Origin of the sequence: Anaeromyxobacter sp. K (genome assembly GCF_000020805.1) — a bacterium.
In the GTDB taxonomy this organism is placed as follows: domain Bacteria; phylum Myxococcota; class Myxococcia; order Myxococcales; family Anaeromyxobacteraceae; genus Anaeromyxobacter; species Anaeromyxobacter dehalogenans.
Window position 1 is genome coordinate 1562530 of record NC_011145.1, and the last position, 23617, is coordinate 1586146.

Sequence of the window (23617 nt, forward strand, 5' to 3'; positions counted from 1 at the left end):
CGCTACCCGATGATGAAGTCCTCCCGGGCGACCGCGCCGGACTCGAATCGGCCCAGGGTGAAGCGCTCGAAGATCTCGTCCTTGCCCCGGCCGGCGAGCCAGTCCGCGTACCGCTCGGCCACCGCCGGCGCCATCATGAACCCGTGCCCGACGAAGCCGGAGCACTGGTGGAAGTTCTCGAAGCCGGCCGGGCCCAGCACCGGGTTGTTGTCCGGGGTGACGTCGTAGCAGCCCGCCCACTGGCGGATCACCTTCACCTCGCCGAGCCGCGGCACGGTCTCCACCGCGGCGCGCGCGAAGCGGGCCAGGAAGCGCAGGGTGGAGCCCTGCACCACGCCCTCGGGCTCGTCGGGATCGCCCATGCCGCCCACGATCTCGCCGCGCTGCGACTGCGAGAAGTACAGGCCGTTCCCCAGCACGGACACGAGCGGCCCGAGCCAGGGCTTGAGCGGCTCGGTCACCAGGATCTCGTGGCGGGTGGGGCGGTTCGGGAGCGCGACCCCGGCGAGCGCGGCCACGTCGCGAGACCAGGCGCCGGCGGCCACCACCACCAGCTCGCAGGCCACCCGGCCGCGATCGGTGCGCACCGCGGTCACGCGCGCCCCCGCGGTGTCGAAGCCGGTCACGCGGGTGAAGGTCCGGACCTTCGCGCCCAGCGCCTCGGCCCGCGACGCGTAGCCCCACAGGAAGGGCCAGGGGAACACCACGCCGTCGTCCGGGTTCCACGCGGCCGCGCGGAAGCGGCGCGGGTCCAGCTCCGGCACCACCTGCAGCGCCTCGTCCGGCCCGATCACCCGGGTGCGCAGCCCCTCGCGCCGGTGCAGCTCGGCGTTCTTCTCGATCCGCGTCACCTGCTCGGCGGTGGGCGCGAGGAACAGGTAGCCGCTCCGGCGGAACCAGACGTTGATGCCCATCTCCACCGCGAACCGGTCGCACAGCTCGAGCGAGCGGCGGGCGAGGCGGATCATGGTCGGGGTCGTCCACTGCGCGCGGACCCCGCCGCCGTTCCGCCCGGAGGCGCCGGCGTTCAGGTAGCCCTGCTCCAGCACCAGCACGTCGCGCACGCCGCGGCGCGCCAGCTCGTACGCGATCGCCAGCCCCTGGATGCCGCCGCCGACGATCACCACGTCGGCGCGCGCCGGGAGCGGCTCCGGCTGCGGGTGCGCGGCCGGGGAGGGCGGGCCCGACGAGGCATCCGCGGCGGGCGGCGGGAGCGGCACGCCGTCGTCGAGCGGCAGCCCGGCGGGATCGAGCGCGGCGAGCGCCGCGAGCGGCACCGGCTGGACCGGGGTGCGGGCGGTGAACGGCTGGATCTCGGCCGGCGTGGCCCCGAGCCGGAGCAGCTCCTGCGCGACGCGCGTCACGCAGGACTTGCCCTGGCACGGCCCGGTGCCGAGCCCGGTGACCCGCTTCACCGACTCGAGGTCGCGGTGGCCCGCCGCGAACGCGCGGCGCACCTCCTCCAGCGACACGTCCTCGCACGCGCACACCAGCCGCTTACCCACGGGCCGCCTCCCCCGCGCGCCGCCCGGCCTCGGCCGCGCGCGCCGCGTCCATCGCCCCGGTCACCTCGCCCGCGGCGAGGAGCCCCGGGACCCCCGTGTGCCCCCGCGCGTCCACCTGGAGCGCGAACGCGCCCAGCGCCGGGTCGAGCGCCACCGGCGCCCCCAGCGATCGCGCCAGCTCGGTCGCGGGCGCGGGCGGCGTCGCCACCGCGATGACGTCGCAGCGCACCCGGCGCCCGTCCGCGAGCGCGAGGCCGCGCACCCGGGCCCGGCCCAGCACGCGCCCCTCCGCCGCCTCCACCCGCTCCACCTCCACGCCCGCCGCGGCGAGCCGCGCCGCCAGCGCCTCCGGCTCGGGCCCGCCGCCCAGCACCACCGCGCGCCGTCCCGGCACCACGCCGTGCTCGGCGAGCGCGCGCGCCAGCCCGCGGCCGGCCACGACGCCGGGCCGGTCGTCGTCCTCCAGCCCGGGCGGCTGCGGGTGACCGCCGGCGCAGATCAGGATCGCCGCCGGCCGCACCAGGCGCAGCGCGCCGGAGGCGGGCGCGAGCGCGGCGAGCGGGGCGCCGCCGTCGCGCCAGAGCCCGAGCACCGTCGTGGCGGAGGCCACCTCGCCGCCGGCCGCCGCGACGCGCGCGGCCACCGCCGACGCCCACGCCAGCGGCGGATCGCCGGGGAGCTCGAGGCGGCAGCGCAGCCGGCCGCCCGGCGCCGGCTCGGCGTCGGCGAGCAGCACGCGCTGCCCGGCCCCGGCCAGCGCCTCCGCCGCGGCGAGCCCCGCCGGCCCGGCCCCCACCACCAGCGCGTCGAACGCCTCCTCGCGCGGCGCGGGCGGGAGCGGCCCCGCGGCGCGCTCCGGACCGGGGAGCTTCCCCAGGCCGGCGAGCTGGCGCGAGAACGCGACCGCGGCGCGGTTCGCGAGCGGGTTCCAGGTGGCGAGGTGGTGGTGGTCGAGGCCGTGCGGGAACGCGCGGTCGATGACGCCGAGCAGGTCGTGCGCCGCGTCGGGGAGCGCGTTCTGCGTCTCGACCGTGAGGCCGTCGGCGCAGGCGGTCCGGCAGGCGCGCTGGTCGGGGAGCCCGTCCACCCGGACCAGGCAGCTGCCGCACGAGCCGGCCAGGCAGAACGGGCCGCGCGGGCGGTGGTACTTGGCGCTGCGCGCCAGGAGCGGCCGCCCGTCCGCGAGCAGCGCCGAGGCGATCGACTCGCCGCGGCGCGCCGGCACGGCGCGGCCGTCGAAGGTGATGGTGCAGTCGGCGGGGAAGTCCGGGAGTCTGGGCATGGTGCGCGCGCTCGGGGGTCCGGAAGGCGGCCGGAGGATAGCGCCGGAGCGACTCCGCGTCTCGGGGGGCGGCGGGGCGTCCGGAGCGCGGCGGGTGGGGCGCGGGGCGGCGCGTTATGATCCCGAGGTGACGACGCTGTTCGTGTTCGTGGACGGGGTGGGCGCGGGCGACCGCGAGCCGGCGACGAATCCGCTCGCCCGCGGGGACTTCCTGCTCTCGCGCTTCGCCGACGGCGGCGGCGCGCCCCTGCCGCGCGGCGGCCGGGCGGCGCTGGCCGACGCCTGCCTGGGCGTGGCGGGCCGGCCGCAGTCGGCCACCGGCCAGGCCACCCTGCTCACCGGCGAGAACGCGCCGGCGCACCTCGGCCGCCACCTGCTCGGCTTCCCCAACGCGCCGCTCCGGGCGCTGCTCCAGGAGCGATCGCTGTTCCGCGCGCTCGCGGCCGCGGGGCGCCGCGGCGTGTTCGCGAACGCCTACCCCGTCGCCTACCTCCGCGCGCTCGGCCACGCGGCCGACGGCGCGCCCGAGCCCGCCCTGGCCGGCTCCCGCCGCCGGGCCCGCGCCGCCGCGACCACGGTGGCCTACGCGGCGGGCGGCGGCCGGTTCCGGACGCTTGAGGACGCGCGCCGCGGGGAGGGGCTCACCCACGATCTCACCGGGGAGCGCGCCCGCGGCCTCGGGGTGTCGCTGCCCCGGCGCGCGCCGGAGGAGGCGGCGGAGATCCTGCTGCGCGTGGCGGCCGGCCACGACCTGGCGCTGTTCGAGTTCTTCGAGACCGACGAGGCGGGCCACGCCCGCTCGATGGAGCGCGCGCTGGACGCGCTCGGGCGGCTGGACGCGTTCCTGCGGGCGCTGGTGGACGGGCTCGGGCCGGAGGACGCGCTGGTGGTGACGAGCGACCACGGCAACCTGGAGGACCTCTCGCTGCGCAACCACACCCTGGCGCCGGTGCCGGTGCTCGGCTTCGGGCGCGCCGCCGCGGAGGTGGAGCAGGTGAGGGACCTCACCGGCGTGGCGCCGCTGCTGCTCCGGCTCGCGGGCGCGGACGCCCCCGCGGGCGGTCAGCCGCGGCGGACCACGCTCGCCACCAGCCAGAGCCGGTCGCCGTAGGCCCGCTCCGCGCACATCCACACCCGCACCGGCTCGCCGCCGACCTCCAGCGCGGCCCCGGACTCCGGGCCCCAGATCCACTCGCGCGCCTCGCCGCCGCCCCCGGTGCGCGGCGGGCCCACCTCGCCGACCAGCGCGAGCGCCACCCGCACCGGATCGGCCGGCTCGGCGCCCACCACCTCCACGTTCGTGACCCGGCCCTCGCGATCGGTCTCGACGTTCGCGACCGCGGCGAGGCCGCCCTCCGCGTCGAGGAACGCCATCTCCGGCTCGGTGAGATCGATGTTGAGCAGGCGGCGGCGCTCGGCGTCGAGCGAGATGGGCGTGGCGTAGGGCCGCCACCCGGCGCGCGCGAACGCGTCCAGCGCGGCGCGGCGCGGCTGGAGGAGGATCGACTCGAGCGGCGGGACGGGGAGGGGGGTCGAGGTGGGCGTGCTCATCGGGCGTGCTCCGGCTGCTCCGGCGGGACGGCGGGGTGCGCCGGCGGCGGCGCAGGGACGGGGGCGGGCGCGGCGGGCGGCGCCGCGGCGGGCGGGGTGGCGCCGCGCTCGCTCCAGGGCGCCGGCAGGATGGGGCTGCGGTCGGTGGCGCGCGCCACCCGCTGCAGCTCCAGCTCGGCGATCAGCACCGCCGGCGCGACGGTGGACACCGGCACGTAGCCGCTCTCCGCGCCGCAGTAGCCGTTGAAGACGCGGGGGCGCTCGCCGGTGGCGAGGACCTTGTTGATCGCGGTGAGCGGCGTCCCGACCAGCTCCACGCCGCGGACCAGCTCCTCGGCGCCGGTGCGGGCGTCCACCCGGTACACCAGGCGCGGGGTGCCCTTGAACGCCTGGTACCCCATCGACATGGTGTTGGTGTTGCCGCCGGTGATGTCGCGGATGACGAGCCCGTACGGCTTGCCCTGCCGCCGCGCCTCCGCCATCAGCATGCGCTTCAGCTCGGCCGCGCCGGCGCGCTTGCGCGACTCCACCACGAGGTTCGCCATGCGCGCCACCGGCTGGCGCCCGGCCTGGGCGCGGCCGTGGCCGTTGGAGCGGTCGAACGGCTTCACCGGGCGGCGCGAGAGCAGGAAGCTCTCCAGGCGGCCGTCGCGGACCAGCACCGTGCGGCGCGCCGGGACGCCCTGCTCGTCGAAGCCGTAGGTGCCGTTCAGCGAGACGCCGTCCACGCGATCGGCGGTGGGATCGTCCACCACCGTCAGGAACGGCGGCAGCACCGGCCGCCCCACCTGTCCCTTGAACGTCTGGCCGTCCTGCTCGTCCTCCATCCGCTCGCCCTCGAGCCGGTGGCCCACCGCCTCGTGGAACAGCACGCCCGCCGCCTCCGGCTCGAGCACCGCCGGGCCGGTGTACGGGTCGATGGCGGGCGCGCGGCGCAGCGCCTCCAGCTCGGCGATGACGGTGCCGGCGGCCGCGCGGAGCGCCTCCGGCGAGGGCAGCTCGGCCTCGCTGCGGGCGTAGAAGTCGCGGCCGTCCTCGAGGAGCTGGCCGTCCGGCGCGCGCGCCACGGCCTGGAGGTGGACGGAGTAGACGGTCCGCTCGGTCACGAGCGCCGACCCCTCGCTGGAGGTGAACCAGCGGACCTGCTTCTCGGCCGAGACCCGGAGCTGCGCGTCGAAGACGTCGGGGTGCTCGCGGAACCGGGCGGTGACCTCGCGCACCACGCCCTTCCAGCGCGCGCGGTCGAACGCGAACGGGCGCGGCGGGTCCACGTGGCGGGCCGGCGGCTCGCGGGAGAAGCTGGGCGGCCGGTCGGCGTCGTCCTGCCGGTACACCGCGCGCGACTTCTTCTTGAAGTACGAGGAGAGCGCCTCCTTGTACTTCTCGTCGGTGGCGAGCCAGAGCGCGTTCCGGAGCGCGCCGACGTCGCCGTCGAGCGGCGCGTCGCGGGGCGCGTACCAGCCCGGCCCGGCGTCGCCGCCGCCGATCACGATGGTGTTCTCCTCCGGCGCGGACGAGTCGAGCTCGTAGCTCCCCACCCGCAGGTCCACCGCCAGGCTCCGGTCGCGCCGCGAGCGGTCGTCGAAGATGGCCCCGTAGCGCCCGCTCACCTCCTCGCGCGCGACCTCGGTCACCTGGTACGACGCGAAGTAGGGCGGCTCGTAGCCCTTCAGCCGGAGCCGCTCCATCGAGCGGGCCAGCTCCGCGCGCATGGCCTCGAGCGTGCCGAGGCGCGCGTCGGGCGCGTCCGGCAGGCCGGGCGCGGCGGCGCCGGGGAAGGCGGCGGCGAGCAGCAGGAGGGGGACGAGCAGTCGGGCGGTGCGCAAGCGGGACCTCGGGAGCCTGATCCCGCCCATGTAGCACGGGCCCAGCGCCCGCGCTTCACCGCATCCCGCGGCGAGCGCCCCGGGGGTCCGCCGGGCCGGGCTCTCATAGCGCCTCCCGTTCGCGTGGGGCCCGTCGCGAGGCACACGATGGCGTCGCCGAGCCGGGCACACGAGGACCGAGCAGCGCAGGCGTGCCCGTAGGCACGTCGAGCAGCGCAGGGACGAGTCTGCCCGGCGCAGGCAGCCAGCGTGCGCCGCAGCAGGGCTTTACGCGAATGGGCGGCGCTCTCAGGCCTTCACGATCTTCTCGCGCCCGACGCGCACCGCGCGGCAGGCGTTGCGCGTGTCCACCACCAGGCGGGCGCGCTCCACCACGCGCGCGTAGTCCACGCAGCCGTGGTCGGTGGCGACCAGCACCGCGTCGGCGGTCTCGAGCGCCTCGTCGGTGAGCGGCACGCTGACCATGTCGAGCCGGTGCTGGCGCATGCGCGGGACCCGGGGGACGTAGGGGTCGTGGTAGACCACCTCCGCGCCGCGCTCCTGCAGGAGCTCGATGATGCGGACCGCCGGGCTCTCGCGCATGTCGTCCACGTCCTTCTTGTAGGCGATGCCCAGCACCAGCACCTTCGCGCCCTTCAGCGTGCGGCCGCGCGCGTCGAGCGCCTCCATGGTCCGGTGCACCACGTAGCGCGGCATCTCGGTGTTCACCTCGCCGGCCAGCTCGATGAAGCGCGTCTGGAACTCGAACTGCCGTGCCTTCCACGTCAGGTAGAACGGGTCGATGGGGATGCAGTGGCCGCCCAGGCCCGGGCCGGGCTGGAACGGCATGAAGCCGAACGGCTTGGTGGACGCGGCGTCGATGACCTCGTTCACGTCCAGGTCCATCCGGTGGCAGAGGATCTTCAGCTCGTTCACCAGCGCGATGTTCACGCTGCGGAACACGTTCTCGAGCAGCTTCGTCATCTCGGCCACCCGGGTGGACGAGACCGGCACCACGCGATCGAACGCCGAGGCGTAGAGCGCGAGCGCAGCCTCGAGGCACGACGGCGTGTAGCCGCCGACGATCTTGGGGATGACGTGGGTGGCCACGCCCGAGCCGGGGTCCTCGCGCTCGGGCGAGAACGCCAGGAAGAAGTCGCGCCCCGCGCGCAGGCCGCTGCCACGCTCCAGGATGGGCAGCAGCACCTCCTCGGTGGTGCCCGGGTACGAGGTGGACTCGAGCACCACCGCCTGGCCGGCGCGGAGGTGCGGCGCGATCGACTCGCCGGTCCGCTCGACGAAGGACAGGTCCGGCTCGCGCTCCCGGGTGAGCGGCGTGGGCACGCAGATCACCACCGCGTCGCAGGCGGTCACGCGGGCAAACTCGGTGGTGGCCTCGAGGCGGCCGTCCCGCACCGCGTCGCGCACCGCGGCGCCGTCCACGGTGCGCAGGTAGCTGCGCCCCTCGCCCACCGCGCGCGCCTTGTCCGGATCGACGTCCACGCCCAGCGCGGACAGGCCGCGGCGGGCGAAGGTGAGGGCGAGCGGCAGGCCGACGTAGCCGAGCCCGACCACCGCCACGCGGGCGGTGCGGTCGGCGAGGCGGGAGAGCAGGTCGGTGGCGTGGTCGGGCTCGGCGGCGTGGGTCTCGATCATCGGGGGTGACTCCCTTCGGCTTCGACGTGGAGGAACAGCGTGGCGAGCGCGGCCGGGCAGGCCAGCGGGCCGGCCAGCGTCGCGACGGACGCGGGGACGAGCTCGCCGTAGCCCGGCGAGCGCAGCGAGGGCGCCAGCTCGGGCGCGAGGCCCGCCGGCGCCGCGAAGGCGACGAGGAGGTGGCCGGCCGGGCCGAGCGGCACCTCGATCACCCGCGCCGGATCCGCGGGCCGGCGCAGGCGGGCCAGCCGGGCGAGGCGCGCGAGCGCGGCGGCCTCGGCGGCGGTGGCCTGGCGGACCTGCGGCGCCGGGTGCGCGAGCGGCCAGCGCAGCTCCACCGCGTGCGTGCCGCGGCCCGCCAGCCGGTCGATCACCACCAGGCCCCCGTCGGCGAGCGCGAGCTCGCGCCGGTGGACCACGCCCGCGCGCGCCACGAAGCCGCGGTGCTCGCCGGCGAGCCGCTCCGCCTCGCCGCCCGGCGCGAACGCGAGCAGCCGCGCGCCGGCCGCGTCGGGCAGCGCGAACAGCCGGCCGGGCGGGATGGGCGACTGCTCCAGGCCGTCCACCGTCACGGTGGCGTGCGCGCGGGTGGACCGGAACGCGTCGCGCACCTCGGGGGCGCGCCCGTACACCGGCATGCCCGGATCGCACACCGCCAGCGCGCCCGCGGCGCGCAGCTCGAAGGAGAGCTTGTCGTTGTGGTCGTGCCCGCCGACGCCCCGCTGGCCGTGCGGGCCGCACGAGACGAACGCCTCCAGCGCGCCGCGGCGGAGCACGTGCACGCCGGCCGCCGGGAACGAGACGCTGCCGGGCGGCGGGCCGGGCCTGGCGCGGGCGAGCCAGTCGAGCGCCTCCGGCCCGAGCAGCCACGCCGCCTCCAGCGCGTCGTCCGGTGGCGCGCCGGGGCGGAGCAGCGCCGGATCGCGGAACAGCGCGGCGCCCAGCGCGCAGAGGTAGCCCGCCTCGGTGGGGCCGCGGGCGCGGAGCGCGAGCGCGTGGCCGGAGTCGTTGTCGCCGAGCTGCGGCAGGTCGCCGGACGCGGCGGCGAGCGCGCGGGTGGCCCGGAACATCGCGTGCAGCCGCCAGGGCTTCTGGGGCGGGGCGCCGCCGGCGCGCGCGAGCAGGAGGCCGGCCGCGAACAGCTCCAGCGAGAAGCGGTGGTACGGCACCGAGCCCTCGAAGCTGGTGCCCTCCGCGTGCACCTGCTCCGCGAGCGTCCGCGCCAGCCCGCCCGCCGCGAGCGCGCGCCAGCGGGGCGCCTCCGGCCACTCCGGCAGCGCCTCGGCGCAGGCGAGCAGGCCGAGCCAGTCGCACACCAGGTGGTTGTTGGGGACGGCGCCGCCGTCCTCGAGGTTCGCGAGCACGAAGCGGCCGCTCGCCACCAGCAGCCGCGCCGCCTCCGCCGCGAGCGACGGCGCCGGCGCGCGGCGCAGCGCGAGCACCCACAGCGCCGTGGCGAGGTGCCAGGCGCGCAGCCCCGCCTCCATCGCGCAGGTCCAGTGGACGCCGCGGCCCACCGGGTTCTGCGCCGCGAAGTCGGTCACCGAGGCGGCGAGCGCCTCCGCCAGCCGGTCGCCGCCGGCGGCGCGCGGATGGAGCGCGGCCCCGCACGCGAGCGCGACCCAGTGCTCGCCCCGCCCCATCGCCCACGCCATCTTGGGATCGAGCCCGGGCGCCGGCGGCAGCGCCGCCGAGGGGGCCCGCCCGTCGAAGCGGCCGCCGTGGATCGGGTCGCGCTGCCAGTCGGTGCCGCCGTCGGCGCGGCGCACGTCCACCTCGCGCCCGTACACCACCAGCCGCCCGGCCGCCGCCGCCTCGGCCCGCGCCAGCGCCCGCTCGACCTCGCCGGGCATGCGCTGCTCGAGCGCGCGGCGCAGGGCCTCCGGGCTCCAGGCCGGGCGCGCCGGGCGGGGCCGCGCCAGCAGCGCGGCCAGCCCCGCCGGCCCGTCGCAGCCGAGCGCCTCGAGCAGGGCGCGCGGCGACGGCGCGAGCGGCGGCGCCAGCCGGTTGCGGGCGCCCCGCACGGCGCGGCGCGCCGCGGTGGCGAGCAGCCGGTGCGGCGGCACGCGGGCCGCCAGGTATCCGTAGTAGCCGATCGCGCCCATCCCGCCCCGGTGCTTCCGTTCCGGGCCCCCCGCCCGCGCGGCCGGGAGCCGGGGTGACCACCCCGCGCCGCCCCGCCGGTCCTGGTGCCGCAAAGCAAAGGCCCGGCCACGCGCGCCGCCACGCCCCGGAGGCGAGCGCGCGCGCGGGCGAGGCGCGCCGTGCCCTCCGGCGGTGGCGCGGCGTTCGCCGGATGGGAAGCGCCGTTCCCACGGGCGCCCGCGCGAGCGGTGGCGGGGCTGCGCAGCAGCGGTCCACGGCGCTGGCCGACGGCTTGCTAACCGTCCCCCCGGACCCGGCCGGTTCCGGGTCTTCGACGCGTTCCCGGGAGGCTGGCGTGGGTGCGGTGGCGGTGGGGCTCCTCGTCGAGGAGCAGCGGGGCGAGATCGCCGAGGCGTGGCGGCGCGCGGTCGCGAACGAGCTGGGGGGCGAGGAGGCGATCGGCTTCGCGATCGGGCCGCTCCTGCGCGAGCTGTCGCTGGCGCTCCGGGGCGATGCGCCGCCCGGGCGGGCCGCGCGCGCCGCCGACGGGTTGCTGCGCTGCGGGGTGCTGGTCCGCTCCGGCGCGCCGCCCGCGCGCGTGGCGCGCGAGTTCAAGCTGCTCCACCGCGCGCTGTGGGACACGCTGCGGCGGGCCGGTCGGATCGTGGCCATCGACGAGCGCCGCGCCGCGGACGAGTGGCTCGACGAGGCGCTCGCCGCCGCGCTCGAGCGCCTGGACCGGGTGCGCATGCGCATCGACCTGCTGGAGCGCGGGCCCGCGGTGATCGCGCCCGCGCGCGAGGGCGGCCTCGCGACGCCGCCGCCGGGCTCGCTCCGGCCCCCGCCGCTGCCCTCGCAGCGCACGGCCGCGACGCCGCCGCCGCTCCCGGGCGCCGTGGCGGCCCCGTGGCAGCCGGGCGACTGATCGCGCCGCGGCGGTGCGCCGGGCCGGATCGCGGTCGGTGATCGCGCTCGGTGTGCGGACGCCGAGCGCGGCCGCCGATCGCGTTCGGGCCTCCGCCGCGAGTCCTCCGGCCCAGCGTCGCTGGGGGCTGCGGCGCGCCGCGGCCAGTGCCCGGCGCCGGCGAGCCCCAATTTCTCCACGTCCAGCGCTGCGCCCGGGGTGAGGCCCGGCGGCGCGGCGCCCGCACGCCCGGCGGCAGGGGGGCCGGCGCTGCACGCCGAGTGACGTGCCCCCAGCGAAAGAACGAGCGAGCGAGCCCGGTGTAGGCTCAGGTGAGGGCGTGCGGTCGGAGTGGCGGCGCGCGTGGGATGGCATGCGCGTGCGGCCGACCTGCACCCTCTTCCACGCACCCTTGCCCCACGGAAGGCGAGAAATTCGGTCGGTCGGCCTGTCGTTGTCCGGGCGCTGCAACGAACCCGGAAAGGACGACCCCGATGAAGACCCGCCGCCGAGCCTTCACCGCCGCCGCCAGCGCGCTGGCGCTCTCGCTGCTGCCCCTGGCGGCCTCCGCCGCCGACGCCTGGGTGGCGAGCGCCACCGAGAAGATCCGGCCGGACGCGAAGGCCCGCCCCCAGACCGAGGCGCACCTCTCGGCGGCCCGGAACGAGTTCGCCGCGTTCCAGGTGGTCGTCACCGGCCCCGCGAAGCGCGTCACCGCCCGCGTGGAGGGGCTGGACGGGATGGACGCCACGCTGTTCCGCGTGGACACGCTCGACGTGACCAGCCCGTCCGCGGTGGACGGCGGCACCGGCCGCTGGCCCGACGCGCTCGTCCCCGACGTGGACGACGTGGTGGGCGAGCAGCGCAACGCGTTCCCGTTCGACGTCGGCACCGAGAGCCGCGCGGTCTGGGTGGACGTGCACGTGCCCGCCGACGCGCGCTCGGGCGTCTACCAGGGCGCGGTGGTGATCTCCTCGGACGCCGGCGAGGCGCGCGTGCCGGTGGTGCTGAGCGTGTACGACTTCGTGCTCCCGTCCACCTCGTCGCTGCGGACGGCGTTCGGCCTCTCCTACGGCGTCATCGCCTCCGCCCACGGCGTGTCCGGCGACGCCGACGCGGCGCTCCGGGCCCGCTACGGCCAGCTCGCGCTCGACCACCGCATCACGCTCACCGGCCTGAACGACGACGGCCAGCACGCCGACTTCGGCCACCTCGACCGCTTCTACGGCCCGCTCATCGCCGGGACCGCCCCGACCCGCCTCGAGGGCGCGAAGCTCACCGCGGTGAAGTACGTGGGCGGCCGCACCAGCGTGGACGAGCACGCCGCCTGGGCGAAGCACGCGCGCGAGCAGGGCTGGTTCGACCGGCTGTTCGACTACACCTGCGACGAGCCGCCGCTCACCTGCGCCTGGAGCGACATCCCGGCGCGCGCCGGCGCGGCGAAGCAGGGCGACCCCGAGTTCCGGACGCTCGTGACCACGCAGCTCTGGGACGCCGAGGACCACGGCGTCGCCGACGACATCGACGTGATGGTGCCGGTGGTGAACTGGATGGACGACCGGCCGGGCAGCGCCGTCGCCGGGGACCAGCGCGACCGCTACGACCCGTTCCTCGCCTCGGGCCCGCGCAAGGAGCTCTGGCTGTACCAGAGCTGCATGAGCCACGGCTGCGGCGGGACGGTGAACATCGGATCGCCCTCCGAGTCCGACCGCTACTTCACCGGCTGGCCGAGCTACATGGTCGACGCCTCCGCCTCGCGGAACCGCGCCATGGAGTGGATCACGTTCCTCGAGCGCGCCAGCGGCGAGCTGTACTGGGAGACGGCCTACAGCTTCCGCGCCGACCCGTGGTCGAGGCAGTGGGACTTCTCCGGCAACGGCGACGGGACCCTGTTCTACCCCGGCAAGCCCGCCCGCATCGGCGGCAAGACCGACGTCCCGGTGGCCTCGGTCCGCCTGAAGATGATCCGCGCCGGCATGCAGGACTACGAGTACCTGAAGGCGCTCGCCGACGCGGGCGACCCCGAGCTGGCCCGCAAGATCGCGCGCGACCTGTTCCCGAACGCGTGGTCCACCGACGTCGCGCCGGAGCGGTTCGACCAGGCGCGCGACCAGATCGCGCGGCGCATCCTGGAGCTCGGCGGCAAGCCCACGCCGGCCGCGGTGGAGGCGGGCTTCTCCGGCACCCGCTCCGGCGGCGGCTGCGGCAGCGCGGGCGGGTTCGGCGGCGGCGCGCTGCTGGCGCTCCCGGCCCTGGCCCTGCTCGCGCTGGTCCCGCGGCGGCGCGCCCTGGCGCGGGCCGCGGCGGCGCTCCGGCGCCGCTGAGCAGGGGTTCACGAGGGCGCGGCCGGCCGGGCCGGTCGCCCCGGACCCTCCTCCGGCGGGGCGCGTCCACGCGGCGCGCCCCGCCGTTCCTTTCCTGGCAGTGACGGCCGGGTACAATCACGCCCGGTGAGGACGTTCGGAAAGTACCGGCTGGTGGAGCTGCTCGCGTCGGGCGGCATGGCGGACGTCTGGCGCGCCGAGGTGGCGGGCGCGGCCGGGGTGGTGAAGGAGGTCGCGCTCAAGCGCGTCCGCGGCGAGCACGGCGCGCGCAGCGACTTCGTCCGGATGTTCATCGAGGAGGCGCGCCTCGCGTCGCGCCTCACCCACGCGAACGTCGTCCAGGTCTTCGAGTTCGACCAGGTGGACGGCCGCTACTACATCGCCATGGAGCTGGTGCGCGGGCGCCACCTCGGCCAGGTGGTGGAGCGCGCGCGCGAGGCGGGGGTCCGGCTCGGCCTCGCCCGCGCGGTCCACGCGTGCGCCGAGGTCGCGAGGGGGCTCTCCTACGCGCACCGGCTCGCCGACGGCGGGCGTCCGCTCGGGCTGGTCCACCGCGACGTGTCGCCCCACAACGTGCTCGTGTCGTTCGAGGGCGAGGTGAAGCTCGCCGACTTCGGCATCGCCCGCGCCATGAGCCAGGGCGGGCTCACCGATCCCGGCACGGTGAAGGGCAAGCTCGCGTACATGGCGCCGGAGCAGGCGCGCGGCGCTCCGGTGGACGCGCGCGCCGACGTGTTCGCGCTGGGCGTGGTGCTCTGGGAGCTGTGCGCGGGGCGCAGGCTCTTCGCGCGCGACAGCGAGGCCGCGACGCTCGCGGCGGTGCTGGAGGGCGCGGCGCCGCCGCCGCCCTCGGCGTGGAACGACGAGGTGCCCCCCGAGCTCGACGCGCTGGTGCTGGCCGCGCTGGAGCACGACCCGGCGCGCCGGACCGCGTCCGCGGGCGACCTCGCCACCGCGCTCTCGCGCGTGCTCCTGCGCCTCGCGCGCGCGCCCGAGGACTGGGATCTCCGCGCCCTCATGCACCGGCTCTGGCCGGACGGCACGGCGGTGCCGGCGGGCCCGGCCTCGCAGCCCACCCGCGTCCAGCCGGTGCCGCTCGCGGCGGAGCCGCCCGCGGGCGGGACCGGCGACGGGGCGGGCGCCGCGGCCGATCCGGAGGCGCAGGCGGCGCTCGCAGCCGAGGCCGCGGCCGGCGCGCCCGGCGGCGACGCCACCGCGCCGACCCGCACCCGCATCGCGCCGTCCCCGCCGGCGCGCCGTTCCCGCGGCCGGCGCCGGGCCGCGCTCGCCATCGCCTCGGCGGCGGCGATCGCCGGCGCCGGCGCGGCGGCGCTCCGGTGGAGACCGGCGTCCCACGCCGGCGGCACGGCGGACCCGGGCGCGCCGGGCGATTCACCCACGGTCGATGCGCCCGGGGCCGCGACGCCTCCGGCCGCGGTCGCGCGCGCGCCGGCCCCCGCGCCCGGGCCCATGCCGGCGGCCCCGGCGCCGACCGCACGGACGTCGCCCGCGATCGCCGCGCCGGCGGCGCCCACCGCCGCGCCCGGAGAGCCCGCGCGCCCCGGCGTGCTCCACGTCACCGCGACGCCGTGGGCGTACGTCCAGGTGGACGGGCAGGGCGTGGGCGAGACCCCGGTGACGCGGTCGCTCGCGCCGGGGCCGCACCGGGTCCGGGTGAGCCATCCCCGGTACGGCGCGCGCGAGCTGATCGTCGAGATCGCGCCGGGCCGGCGGACCGACCGGCACGCCAACCTGACGCTCCGGTAGCGCCGCTCCACGCGGCGCCCGTCCACGCCCCGCGACCGCGGGGCGGCGCCCCGTCGCACGCCCCGATCCCCGCTCCGTCCGCCCCGGGCGATCGGCCGTGCCGCAGGCGCGGCGCAGGCCGCCGCGCACCTCCACGCCCCGCCCGTGCGCGCCTTCGTCCATTGACGTTCGCCATTCAATGGCTTAGCCTCGAAATCAAGTTTTCAGTGTTCAACTCTCAAGCGAATCGATCGAGTGGATTTCCTCCGCAACGACGAGATCGCCCGCCTCGAGCGGGAGCGCGCCGGCGGGATCACGAGCGGTGAGGTGGTCCGGCTGTTCGAGTCGCGAGGCGCCCGCCTGTCGGCGGCGACCTTCCGGAAGTACGTGCAGCTGGGGCTGCTGCCCCGGAGCCGCCGGGTGGGCCGCAAGGGCAAGCACACCGGCTCCACCGGGCTCTACCCGGTGTCGGTGGTGCGGCGCATCGCGCTCATCAAGCGGATGATGGCGGAGGGCTACACGGTCGAGGACATCCGCGGCAGCTTCGTGACGGTGCGCAACCGGCTCGAGGACGTGGAGCAGGGGCTCCACGCGCTGCTGGCGGAGCTGGCGGAGAAGGCGCGGGCGCACCCGCGCCGGAAGCGGTTCGAGGACGAGCTCGTGCAGGCCGAGCGCCAGCTGAAGCGGGCGCTCGGGCGGATCGAGCGGGTGGGTGGCGCGGTCGCGACGGTGGGTGCGGACGAGACGGTCCGGGCCGGCTAGCTGCAGCGGCTGGGTGGTGCCCGAGGTGGATGGTGGCCGGTGCCCTCCGGGGCGCCGCAGGTGGAGAGGGAGGGCAGGGGATGAGCGAGGCGAAGCGCAGCGCGGAGCCCGCGCCGGAGCGGCAGGGGCTGGAGCCGGACGCGGAGGAGACGGCGGCGGGTCAGGACGTGGGGGAGGGCGCGGACGCGGGGGAGGGACAGCGCGGGCGGCGGCGCTCGAAGACCATGTCGCGCAAGGAGATCGCGCGCGAGCTGCGGCGCCAGCGGGCGTTCGGCCTGGTCGACCCCGAGCTGGACGAGGTGATGAAGGAGATGGAGGCGCGCCGCCCGCGATCCCGGGCCGAGTGCGCCAACGGGCCGCGGCCCTGCATGTTCATCTCCTGCAAGCACCACCTCTACCTGGACGTGAACCCGTCCACCGGGTCCATCAAGCTGAACTTCCCCGACCGCGAGGTGTGGGAGCTCGGCGAGACCTGCGCGCTCGACGTGGCCGATCGCGGCGGGATCACGCTCGAGGAGGTGGGGTCGATCATGAACCTCACCCGCGAGCGCATCCGCCAGGTCGAGACCCGCGGGCTGCTCAAGCTGCGCGCCATCGCCGAGGACGAGCCGCGGACCGCCGCGGACCTCGCCGCCGAGGACGAGGCCTGATCGAGCGGGGCTGCCCACCGCCCCACCGACCCTGAGCTCGCCGAAGGGTCGGCGGGGCGTCGGGCACCCACGCCCTTGAAAGGTGTCGCCGCGAGCGTTACAAGGGCGCCCTCCCACGGAGGAAGCCCGACATGACTCGCCGCGCGCTCGTCTCGGTCTCCGACAAGACCGGTCTCGTTCCTTTCGCCAGGCGGCTCGCCGCCCTCGGCGTGGAGCTGCTCTCCACCGGCGGCACGCAGAAGACGCTCGCCGAGGCCGGCGTCCCGGTGGTCGGCGTGGGCGACTACACGCAGGCCCCGGAGATCCTGGGTGGCCGCGTGAAGACGCTCCACCCGCGCGTGCACGGCGGCATCCTCTACCGCCGCGGCCTCGCCTCCGACGAGGCCGACGTGAAGGCGCGGGACATCCCGCCCATCGACCTCGTGGTGGTGAACCTGTACCCGTTCCGCGAGGCGGTGGCGGCCGGCAAGCCGTTCGAGACCTGCGTCGAGGAGATCGACATCGGCGGGCCGACCATGGTCCGGAGCGCCGCCAAGAACTCGGCGCACGTGGGCGTGGTGGTGGACCCGGCCGACTACGAGAAGGTGGCGGCGGAGCTGGAGGCGACGCGCACGCTCTCCGCCGCGACGCGCTTCTACCTCATGAAGAAGGCGTTCGCGCACACCGCCGCGTACGACGCCGCCATCTCCGAGTACCTCACGGCGCGCGAGGCCCCCGAGGCCGCGCCCGCGCACTTCCCCGCCACGCTCGCGGCGGTCTACACCAAGGCGTACGACCTCCGGTACGGCGAGAACCCGCACCAGGCCGGCGCGTTCTACCGCGCGGCCCGCGAGCCGGAGGAGCCCTCGGTCGCGTTCGCCGACGTGCTGCAGGGCAAGGAGCTCAGCTACAACAACCTGCTCGACCTGCAGGCCGCGCTCGCCGGCGTGATGGAGTTCGACGAGACCGCCTGCGTGATCATCAAGCACAACACGCCCTGCGGCGTCTCCACCGGCCGCACCGCGGGCGAGGCGTTCGCGCGCGCCCGCGAGTGCGATCCGGTCTCGGCGTTCGGCGGCATCGTGGCGCTGAACCGCCCCGTGGACGAGGCCACCGCCTCGGAGCTCACCAGCCTGTTCCTCGAGTGCGTGATCGCGCCCGGCTACGACGCCGCCGCCCGCGCCGCGCTCGCGGTGAAGAAGAACCTCCGCCTGCTCGAGGCGCCGCGGCTCGGCGCCGCGCGCGCCACCTGGCGGCGGCGCCCCGAGGAGGGGCGCGAGCTCCGCTCCATCCCCGGCGGCCTGCTGGTGATGGACCGCGACCTCGGCTCGGTCCGCCGCGACGACTGCAAGGTGATGACGAAGCGCGCGCCCACCGAGCAGGAGTGGAAGGACCTGCTGTTCGCGTGGAAGGTCGTGAAGCACGTGAAGTCGAACGCCATCGTGTTCGCGAAGGACGACCGGACCGTGGCGATCGGCGGCGGTCAGACCAGCCGGGTGGAGTCGGTGAAGACCGCGGTGATGAAGGCGGCGCTCGACGTCCGCGGCTCCTCGGTGGGCTCCGACGCGTTCTTCCCGTTCGCCGACGGCGTCGAGGAGATCATCAAGGCCGGCGCCACCGCCATCATCCAGCCCGGCGGCTCGATGCGCGACGCCGAGGTGATCGCCGCGGCCGACAAGGCCGGCATCGCCATGGTCGCGACCGGCATGCGGCACTTCCGGCACTGACCGGCGGCGGCGGCTCCCCGGGCGCGGCCGCGGGCCGGCCCGGGCCGGGGATGCCCGCGACGCCTGCGCCCCCGCCGCGCGGGGGCCCCTCCCTGCACGCCTCCGCCGGCCCTTCCGGCGCGCCGGCCCGTGGTATAAGCCCGGGTTCTCATGCGAGTCCTCGTCGTCGGATCGGGTGGCCGCGAGCACGCGCTCGCCTGGAAGATCTCGAGGAGCCCGCTGGTGCGGGCCCTCTTCGCCGCGCCCGGAAACCCCGGCATCGCGCGCGTCGCCACGCTCGTCCCGCTCGCCGCGACCGACGTGGCCGGCCTCGTCGCGTGGGTGCGGCAGAACGCCATCGACCTGGTGGTCGTGGGGCCCGAGGCGCCGCTCGTGGCGGGCCTGGTGGACCGCCTCCAGGAGGCCGGCGTCCCGGCGTTCGGGCCGGCCGCCGCCGCGGCCGAGATCGAGGGCTCGAAGGCGTTCGCGAAGGACGTGATGCGGGCGGCCGGGATCCCGACCGCGGAGTACGAGACGTTCGAGGACGTCGCGCCCGCGGTCGCGTGGGCCAGGGCCCGCGACGGCCGGGTGGTGGTGAAGGCCGACGGCCTCGCCGCCGGCAAGGGCGTGGTGGTGTGCGGCGACGCCGCCGAGGCGGAGGCCGCGCTCCGCGCCATGCTGGTGGACCGGGTGCACGGCGGCGCCGGCGCCCGGGTGGTGGTGGAGGAGCGGCTGGAGGGGCCGGAGGCGAGCTGCATCTGCTTCACCGACGGCGAGCGCGTCCGGCTGCTCGCGGCGGCGCAGGACCACAAGCGCATCTTCGACGGCGACCGCGGGCCCAACACCGGCGGCATGGGCGCGTTCTCGCCCACGCCGAACGTCACCCCGGAGGTGGCCGGGATGGTCGAGCGCGACGTGCTGCTCCCGGCGGTGCGGGAGCTGGCCCGGCGCGGCCGCCCGTTCCGCGGGGCGCTCTACGCCGGCCTGATGCTCACCCCGCGCGGCCCGCGGGTGCTCGAGTTCAACGCGCGCCTGGGCGACCCGGAGACCCAGCCCATCCTGCTCCGCATGGCGAGCGACGTGGTGCCGGCGCTGCTCGCGGCGGCGCGCGGCGACCTGTCCGGCGTCGAGATCGCGTCCGATCCGCGCGCCGCGGTCGGCGTGGTGCTCGCCGCGGAGGGCTACCCGGGCGACGTGGCGCGCGGGGACGCCATCGACGGGCTGGACGGCCCGTTCGACGAGGACGTCCAGGTGTTCCACGCCGGCACCGCGGCGGACGCGGCGGGCCGGGTGGTGACGAGCGGCGGGCGCGTGCTGACGGTGTGCGCGCTGGGCCGGGATCTCGACGACGCCGCGGCGCGGGCCTATGCCGCCGTCGGGCGGATCCGCTTCCGCGGCATGCAGTACCGAAAGGACATCGGCAAGCGGCCATGAGCGAACCCAAGGTGCTGATCCTGATGGGCTCCGACTCGGACTGGGAGGCGATGTCCGAGGCGCGGAAGGCGCTGGAGGACATGGGCGTCGCGACGGAGGTCCACGTGTCCTCCGCCCACCGCACGCCGGAGCGCACCGGCAAGCTCGCGCGCGAGGCGGCCGGCCGCGGCATCCAGGTGATCATCTGCGGGGCCGGCTCGGCCGCGCACCTCGCCGGCGTCTGCGCCGCCGAGACCGAGCTGCCGGTGCTGGGCGTCCCGCTCGCGGCGAGCGATCTGAAGGGCCTCGACGCGCTGCTCTCCACCGCCCAGATGCCGGCCGGCGTGCCGGTGGGCACGCTCGCCATCGGCAAGGCCGGGGCCCGCAACGCCGGCCTGCTCGCCGCGCGCATCGTGGCCCGCGCCGATCCCGAGGTGGCGGAGCGCGTGCGCGCGCAGCGCCGCAAGATGGCCGAGGAGGTCGAGGCGAAGGACGCCGCGCTCCAGGCCAGGCTGGGCGCGAAGGGATAGCCGGGCGCGTGGGCCTGATCGACCGCTACCTGGCCCGGGAGATCCTGCTCCCGTTCGCCGCGGCGCTGCTGTTCCTGACGCAGATCCTGCTCGCCACGCAGATCCTGGGGCAGGCCGACGTCCTGTTCGGCTCGGGCGTGTCGCTCGTGGACGTCGGGCTGGTGATGCTCTCGCTCATGCCGCACCTGCTCGGCTACGTCATCCCGGTGGCGTTCCTGCTGGGCGTGGTGCTGGGCGTGGGGCGCCTGGCGGAGGACCGCGAGGTGGTGGCGCTCGGGGCGGCGGGGCTCTCCCCGGTGCGCCTGGTGCGGGTGCCGCTGCTGCTCGGGCTGGTGGTGGCGGCGCTGGGCGCGTGGCTCTCGCTCTCGGTCGAGCCCGCCAGCATCCGGGCCGCGCGCCTGCGCCTGAACGAGGTGGTGAAGCGCAACGTCACGAACGACGTCCGCGGCGGCACCTTCTACGACCAGATCCCCGGCTACACGATCTACGCCGAGCGGGCGCGCGGGGGCCGCTGGGAGAACGTGCTCATCCAGGACCGCTCCAACCCGGACGCGCCCATGCTGGCGCTCTCGCGCCACGGCCGCCTCGAGCCGGTGGGCGCGGGCCAGGACATGCGCCTGGTGCTGGAGCAGGGCGAGGTGCACCGCGAGGAGGTCGGCACCGCCGACTACGCCTCGGCCGCGTTCGGCAAGGCCGAGCTGCTGGTCGGGCTGGGCACCGCGCTCAGCGATCGCAACGTGCTCGCGAAGTCGAGCCGCGAGGCCACCGTCTCCGACCTGCGCGCCCGCGCCGCCGCGGCGCGCGAGAAGGGCGACGTGGTGGAGGCGCGCCGGCAGGAGGGCTACCTCCACCGCAAGCTCTCCGCGCCGCTGGTGGTGGTGGCGTTCGCGCTGCTGGGCGTCCCGCTCGGCGCGGAGCGGCGCGGCGGCCGCGCGTTCGGCATGGGCGCGACGTTCCTGCTGGTGGTGGTGCACTACCTGCTGCTGCGCGGCGGCGAGGTGCTCACCCAGCTCGGCCACCTCCCGGCGGCGTTCGCGCTGCAGCTCCCGAACCTGGTGCTGGGCGCGGTGGGGGTGGGGCTCGTCCTGCTCATGGCGCGGCGCGGGCCCGAGGCGGTGCGGTGATCCTGTTCCGCTACGTCGCGCGCCGCATGCTCGGCGCGTTCCTGGTGGCGCTGGCCGGGGTGGTCGGGATCTACCTGGCGGTGGACTTCGTGGACAACGCGTCCGCGTACACCGGCGCCGGGTGGCTGCCGGCGGTGCTGCAGCTCTACGCCTACAAGGCCGCCGGCGTCGTCTACATGGTGGCGCCGGCCGCGCTGATCCTGGGCGCGGGCATCGCCACGTCCATGTTCCGCCAGACCCGCGAGTACACCGCCATGCGCGCGGTGGGGCTCGGGCCGTGGCGGCTGGCCGTGCCGGTGCTGGCGGTGACGCTGCTCGCGGGCGGCGTGCTGGTGGTGCTGAACGACGCGGTGGGCGTGCAGGCGGCGGAGCGCGCCGAGGAGATCACCGCGCACCGCTTCGCGCGCGGCGGCAACCTGCGCCGGTTCCTGGCCGCGCGCGAGCCGAAGCGCTGGTTCCGCGGCATGGACGGCAAGCGGGTCTACCACCTGCGCGGCAACCTGCCCGACGGCGGCTTCGAGCGCGTCACCGTGTACGAGCTGGCCGAGGGGTTCACGCTGGCGCGGCGGATCGACGCCGCGCGGATGCACCCCGACGGCCGGGCCTGGATCCTCGAGGACGTGGAGGACCGGACGTTCCGGCCGGACGGGTCGATGGCGCTGGAGCGGGCCGACCGCAGGCGGTACGCGTTCGACGAGCCACCGGACGCGTTCGCCGTGATCGCCGGCAAGCCCGACCAGATGCGCTGGAACACGCTCATCCGGCAGATCGGGATCCGCAAGCGGCTGGGCCAGCCGGTGACCGAGTTCCAGCTCGAGCGCTACGACCGGCTCGCGTACCCGCTCGCCGGCATCCCCGGCGCGCTGCTGGCGCTGGCGCTCGCGCTGCGCCGCGACCGCAAGGGGCACCTCGCCGCGGCGCTCCTCGAGGCGGTGGGCGTGACGCTCCTGTTCTGGGGCATGCAGGGCGTGAGCTCGGCGCTCGGCCTCTCCGGGCGCGTCGCCCCCTGGATCGCGTCCTGGGCGCCGAACGTGGTGTTCCTCGCGCTGGGGGCTATCGCGGTGCACCGGGCGCGGTGACCCCCGGCGCCCCGACCCCCAACACCCCGCTCGCGCCCGGCCGCCCGCCGCCCCACCTTGCGCCCGAGTGCCTCAGGCGCGAGCGGCGGTCGTTCAGGTGGAGCGAGGGCGGGCCGACGCGGCCCGCGCGGTGCTGGTGCGCCTGGCGTGGGCCGGTGCGGCGCTGACCGCCGTCTCGCTCCCGATCTCCATCGCCGGGATGCAGATCGGCGCCGCGGTCGCGCTGGGGGCCCTCCTCCTGCGGCGCGCCGCCGGCGGGCGGGCGCCGCCGATCCCGGCGCCGGGCGCGCAGGTGGCGCTCGCCACCGTGGTGCTGCTCGGGGCGGCGATCGCCTCGATCGCGATCGCCGCGGTGGCCGGCACCGGGGCGGCCCGCCTCGACCACGTGCTCTACGCCAGGGGCCTCGCCCTGCCGCTCGTCTTCCTGCTCGCGATCGAGCGCGGCGATCCCGGCGAGGATCCCGAGGCGCCGCGCCGCCGGGCGCTCGCGCTGCTGGTCGCCTGGGCGGTGGCCGCGCTGGTGCCCGCGTCCATCGCCTGGGCGCAGCACCGGACCGGCTTCGACCTGCTCCACGCGCTCGGCCTGCGCGACGCGCCGCTCCGCGCGAAGCTCTACACCGGGGTCGGACCGCTCGACGTGCCCACCGGGCGCTACGGCGCGGTGGGCCTGTTCAGCTGGTACACGCGGCTGGCGCTCTCACTGACGCCGCTCGCCGCGCTCGCGGCGGGGCTCGCGCTGCTCGCGCCGCTGCGCCGGCGCACCCGCCTCCTGCTCGCGCTCGGCGCGGCGGGCGCGGCCTGGGCGGTGGTGCTCACCACCTCGCGCGCGGCCTGGGCCGGCCTGGCCGTGGCCGCGGTGGCGCTGGCGCTCTCGGCGGGACGGCGCGTCCGGCGGGTGGCGCTGCCGCTCACCGTCGCCGCGTCGGTCGCGGCCGGCTGCGCCGTGCCCGACCTGCGCGTCCGGCTCGGGCGGGCCTTCACGGCGGAGAGCAACGCCGATCGGTCCGCCATCTGGCGCGCCTGCCGCGCCGTCATCGCCGACCACCCGCTCACCGGGGTCGGCTACAAGGCGCTCCCCCAGGTGGGCCGGCCCTACTACGAGACGTACAGCGCCGACACCCCGGTCCGCTCCTGGTGCCACGACACGCCGCTCTCGGCCTGGGCGGAGGGCGGCCCGCTGCTCGCGGGCGCGGTGCTCGCCTGGATGGCGCTGCTCGCGCGCGCGTTCCTGCGCGCCCGCCGGGCCGGCGACGCGCTGGCCCGCGCCGCCGCGGCCGGCGCCCTGGCGGCGCTGGCTGCACTCATCGTGAACGCGCTGGTGCACGACGTCCTCTGGGCCATGGAGCCGCTGTACGCGAACGGGTTCCTGCTCGCGGCGGCCGCGGTGCTGGCGCACCCGCGCTCCCCCGGGGCGTCCCGCGAGCGGCCCATCCTGCGGGCGGTGTCCTGAGGCGGGGCGCGCGTCCGCGCGGGGCAGGCGGGTGCCCGGGCGAGCGATCGACGCCTACGTTCCCTC

18 protein-coding genes are annotated in these 23617 nt (G+C 77.0%); 12 read left to right on the forward strand and 6 right to left on the reverse strand.

Going from position 1 to position 23617, the window contains the following annotated elements; all coding sequences use genetic code 11:
- Positions 1 to 2: 2 nt before the first annotated feature.
- Both ANAEK_RS06910 and ANAEK_RS06915 read right to left on the reverse strand, forming a co-directional pair.
- Complete coding sequence (locus ANAEK_RS06910; RefSeq protein ID WP_012525432.1) at positions 3 to 1505, reverse strand: FAD-dependent oxidoreductase; 1503 nt, start codon at positions 1503 to 1505, stop codon at positions 3 to 5.
- On the reverse strand, positions 1498 to 2787 hold the full coding sequence (locus ANAEK_RS06915) for a 2Fe-2S iron-sulfur cluster-binding protein (RefSeq protein WP_012525433.1): 1290 nt from the start codon (positions 2785 to 2787) through the stop codon (positions 1498 to 1500). The genes ANAEK_RS06910 and ANAEK_RS06915 overlap by 8 nt, the downstream gene beginning before the upstream one ends.
- 94 nt (positions 2788 to 2881) lie before the next feature.
- Here ANAEK_RS06915 and ANAEK_RS06920 point away from each other — a divergent pair, with 94 nt between their 5' ends.
- Entirely contained in the window at positions 2882 to 3898 is a 1017-nt protein-coding gene (locus tag ANAEK_RS06920) for an alkaline phosphatase family protein (RefSeq protein ID WP_012525434.1), read from the forward strand.
- On the opposite strand, the gene ANAEK_RS06925 is transcribed toward ANAEK_RS06920, so the two are convergent.
- The 4 genes from ANAEK_RS06925 to ANAEK_RS06940 form a co-directional block, all read right to left on the reverse strand.
- The gene (locus tag ANAEK_RS06925) at positions 3850 to 4338 is read right to left on the reverse strand and encodes a hypothetical protein (protein ID WP_012525435.1); all 489 of its coding nucleotides are present in this window, start codon (positions 4336 to 4338) and stop codon (positions 3850 to 3852) included. The genes ANAEK_RS06920 and ANAEK_RS06925 overlap by 49 nt on opposite strands.
- Positions 4335 to 6194, reverse strand: a complete 1860-nt coding sequence (locus ANAEK_RS06930) for a metallopeptidase TldD-related protein (RefSeq protein WP_041454042.1) — start codon at positions 6192 to 6194, stop codon at positions 4335 to 4337. The genes ANAEK_RS06925 and ANAEK_RS06930 overlap by 4 nt, the downstream gene beginning before the upstream one ends.
- Positions 6195 to 6452: 258 nt before the next feature.
- The gene (locus ANAEK_RS06935) at positions 6453 to 7799 is read right to left on the reverse strand and encodes a nucleotide sugar dehydrogenase (protein ID WP_012525437.1); all 1347 of its coding nucleotides are present in this window, start codon (positions 7797 to 7799) and stop codon (positions 6453 to 6455) included.
- A complete protein-coding gene (locus ANAEK_RS06940; RefSeq protein ID WP_012525438.1) occupies positions 7796 to 9904 on the reverse strand; it encodes an alginate lyase family protein in 2109 nt (702 codons plus the stop codon). The genes ANAEK_RS06935 and ANAEK_RS06940 overlap by 4 nt, the downstream gene beginning before the upstream one ends.
- Before the next feature lie 335 nt (positions 9905 to 10239).
- Between ANAEK_RS06940 and ANAEK_RS06945 the strand changes: the two genes are divergently transcribed.
- The 11 genes from ANAEK_RS06945 to ANAEK_RS06995 all read left to right on the forward strand — a co-directional run bounded on the left by ANAEK_RS06945 (position 10240) and on the right by ANAEK_RS06995 (position 23551).
- Positions 10240 to 10809 (forward strand): hypothetical protein, encoded by a 570-nt coding sequence (locus ANAEK_RS06945; protein ID WP_012525439.1) that lies wholly within the window; start codon positions 10240 to 10242, stop codon positions 10807 to 10809.
- A gap of 473 nt (positions 10810 to 11282) precedes the next feature.
- Positions 11283 to 13112, forward strand: a complete 1830-nt coding sequence (locus ANAEK_RS06950) for a DUF4091 domain-containing protein (protein ID WP_012525440.1) — start codon at positions 11283 to 11285, stop codon at positions 13110 to 13112.
- A 126-nt stretch (positions 13113 to 13238) separates the two neighbouring features.
- Positions 13239 to 14879, forward strand: a complete 1641-nt coding sequence (locus ANAEK_RS06955; RefSeq protein WP_012525441.1) for a serine/threonine-protein kinase — start codon at positions 13239 to 13241, stop codon at positions 14877 to 14879.
- A 234-nt stretch (positions 14880 to 15113) separates the two neighbouring features.
- Positions 15114 to 15620 carry a MerR family transcriptional regulator gene (locus ANAEK_RS06960; RefSeq protein WP_011421522.1) on the forward strand — a complete coding sequence of 169 codons (507 nt, stop codon included), beginning with the start codon at positions 15114 to 15116 and terminating at the stop codon, positions 15618 to 15620.
- A gap of 80 nt (positions 15621 to 15700) precedes the next feature.
- The gene (locus tag ANAEK_RS06965) at positions 15701 to 16270 is read left to right on the forward strand and encodes a sigma factor-like helix-turn-helix DNA-binding protein (RefSeq protein ID WP_012525442.1); all 570 of its coding nucleotides are present in this window, start codon (positions 15701 to 15703) and stop codon (positions 16268 to 16270) included.
- Between the two features lie 131 nt (positions 16271 to 16401).
- Positions 16402 to 17976 (forward strand): bifunctional phosphoribosylaminoimidazolecarboxamide formyltransferase/IMP cyclohydrolase, encoded by a 1575-nt coding sequence (purH, locus tag ANAEK_RS06970; protein ID WP_012525443.1) that lies wholly within the window; start codon positions 16402 to 16404, stop codon positions 17974 to 17976.
- 150 nt (positions 17977 to 18126) lie between these two features.
- Entirely contained in the window at positions 18127 to 19389 is a 1263-nt protein-coding gene (gene purD / locus ANAEK_RS06975) for a phosphoribosylamine--glycine ligase (protein ID WP_012525444.1), read from the forward strand.
- A complete protein-coding gene (gene purE, locus ANAEK_RS06980; RefSeq protein WP_012525445.1) occupies positions 19386 to 19898 on the forward strand; it encodes a 5-(carboxyamino)imidazole ribonucleotide mutase in 513 nt (170 codons plus the stop codon). The genes purD and purE overlap by 4 nt, the downstream gene beginning before the upstream one ends.
- An 8-nt stretch (positions 19899 to 19906) precedes the next feature.
- The gene (locus ANAEK_RS06985; protein WP_012525446.1) at positions 19907 to 21022 is read left to right on the forward strand and encodes an LptF/LptG family permease; all 1116 of its coding nucleotides are present in this window, start codon (positions 19907 to 19909) and stop codon (positions 21020 to 21022) included.
- Positions 21019 to 22101 carry an LptF/LptG family permease gene (locus tag ANAEK_RS06990; protein WP_012525447.1) on the forward strand — a complete coding sequence of 361 codons (1083 nt, stop codon included), beginning with the start codon at positions 21019 to 21021 and terminating at the stop codon, positions 22099 to 22101. The genes ANAEK_RS06985 and ANAEK_RS06990 overlap by 4 nt, the downstream gene beginning before the upstream one ends.
- 67 nt (positions 22102 to 22168) lie before the next feature.
- The gene (locus ANAEK_RS06995) at positions 22169 to 23551 is read left to right on the forward strand and encodes an O-antigen ligase family protein (RefSeq protein WP_157376684.1); all 1383 of its coding nucleotides are present in this window, start codon (positions 22169 to 22171) and stop codon (positions 23549 to 23551) included.
- Positions 23552 to 23617: the final 66 nt, after the last annotated feature.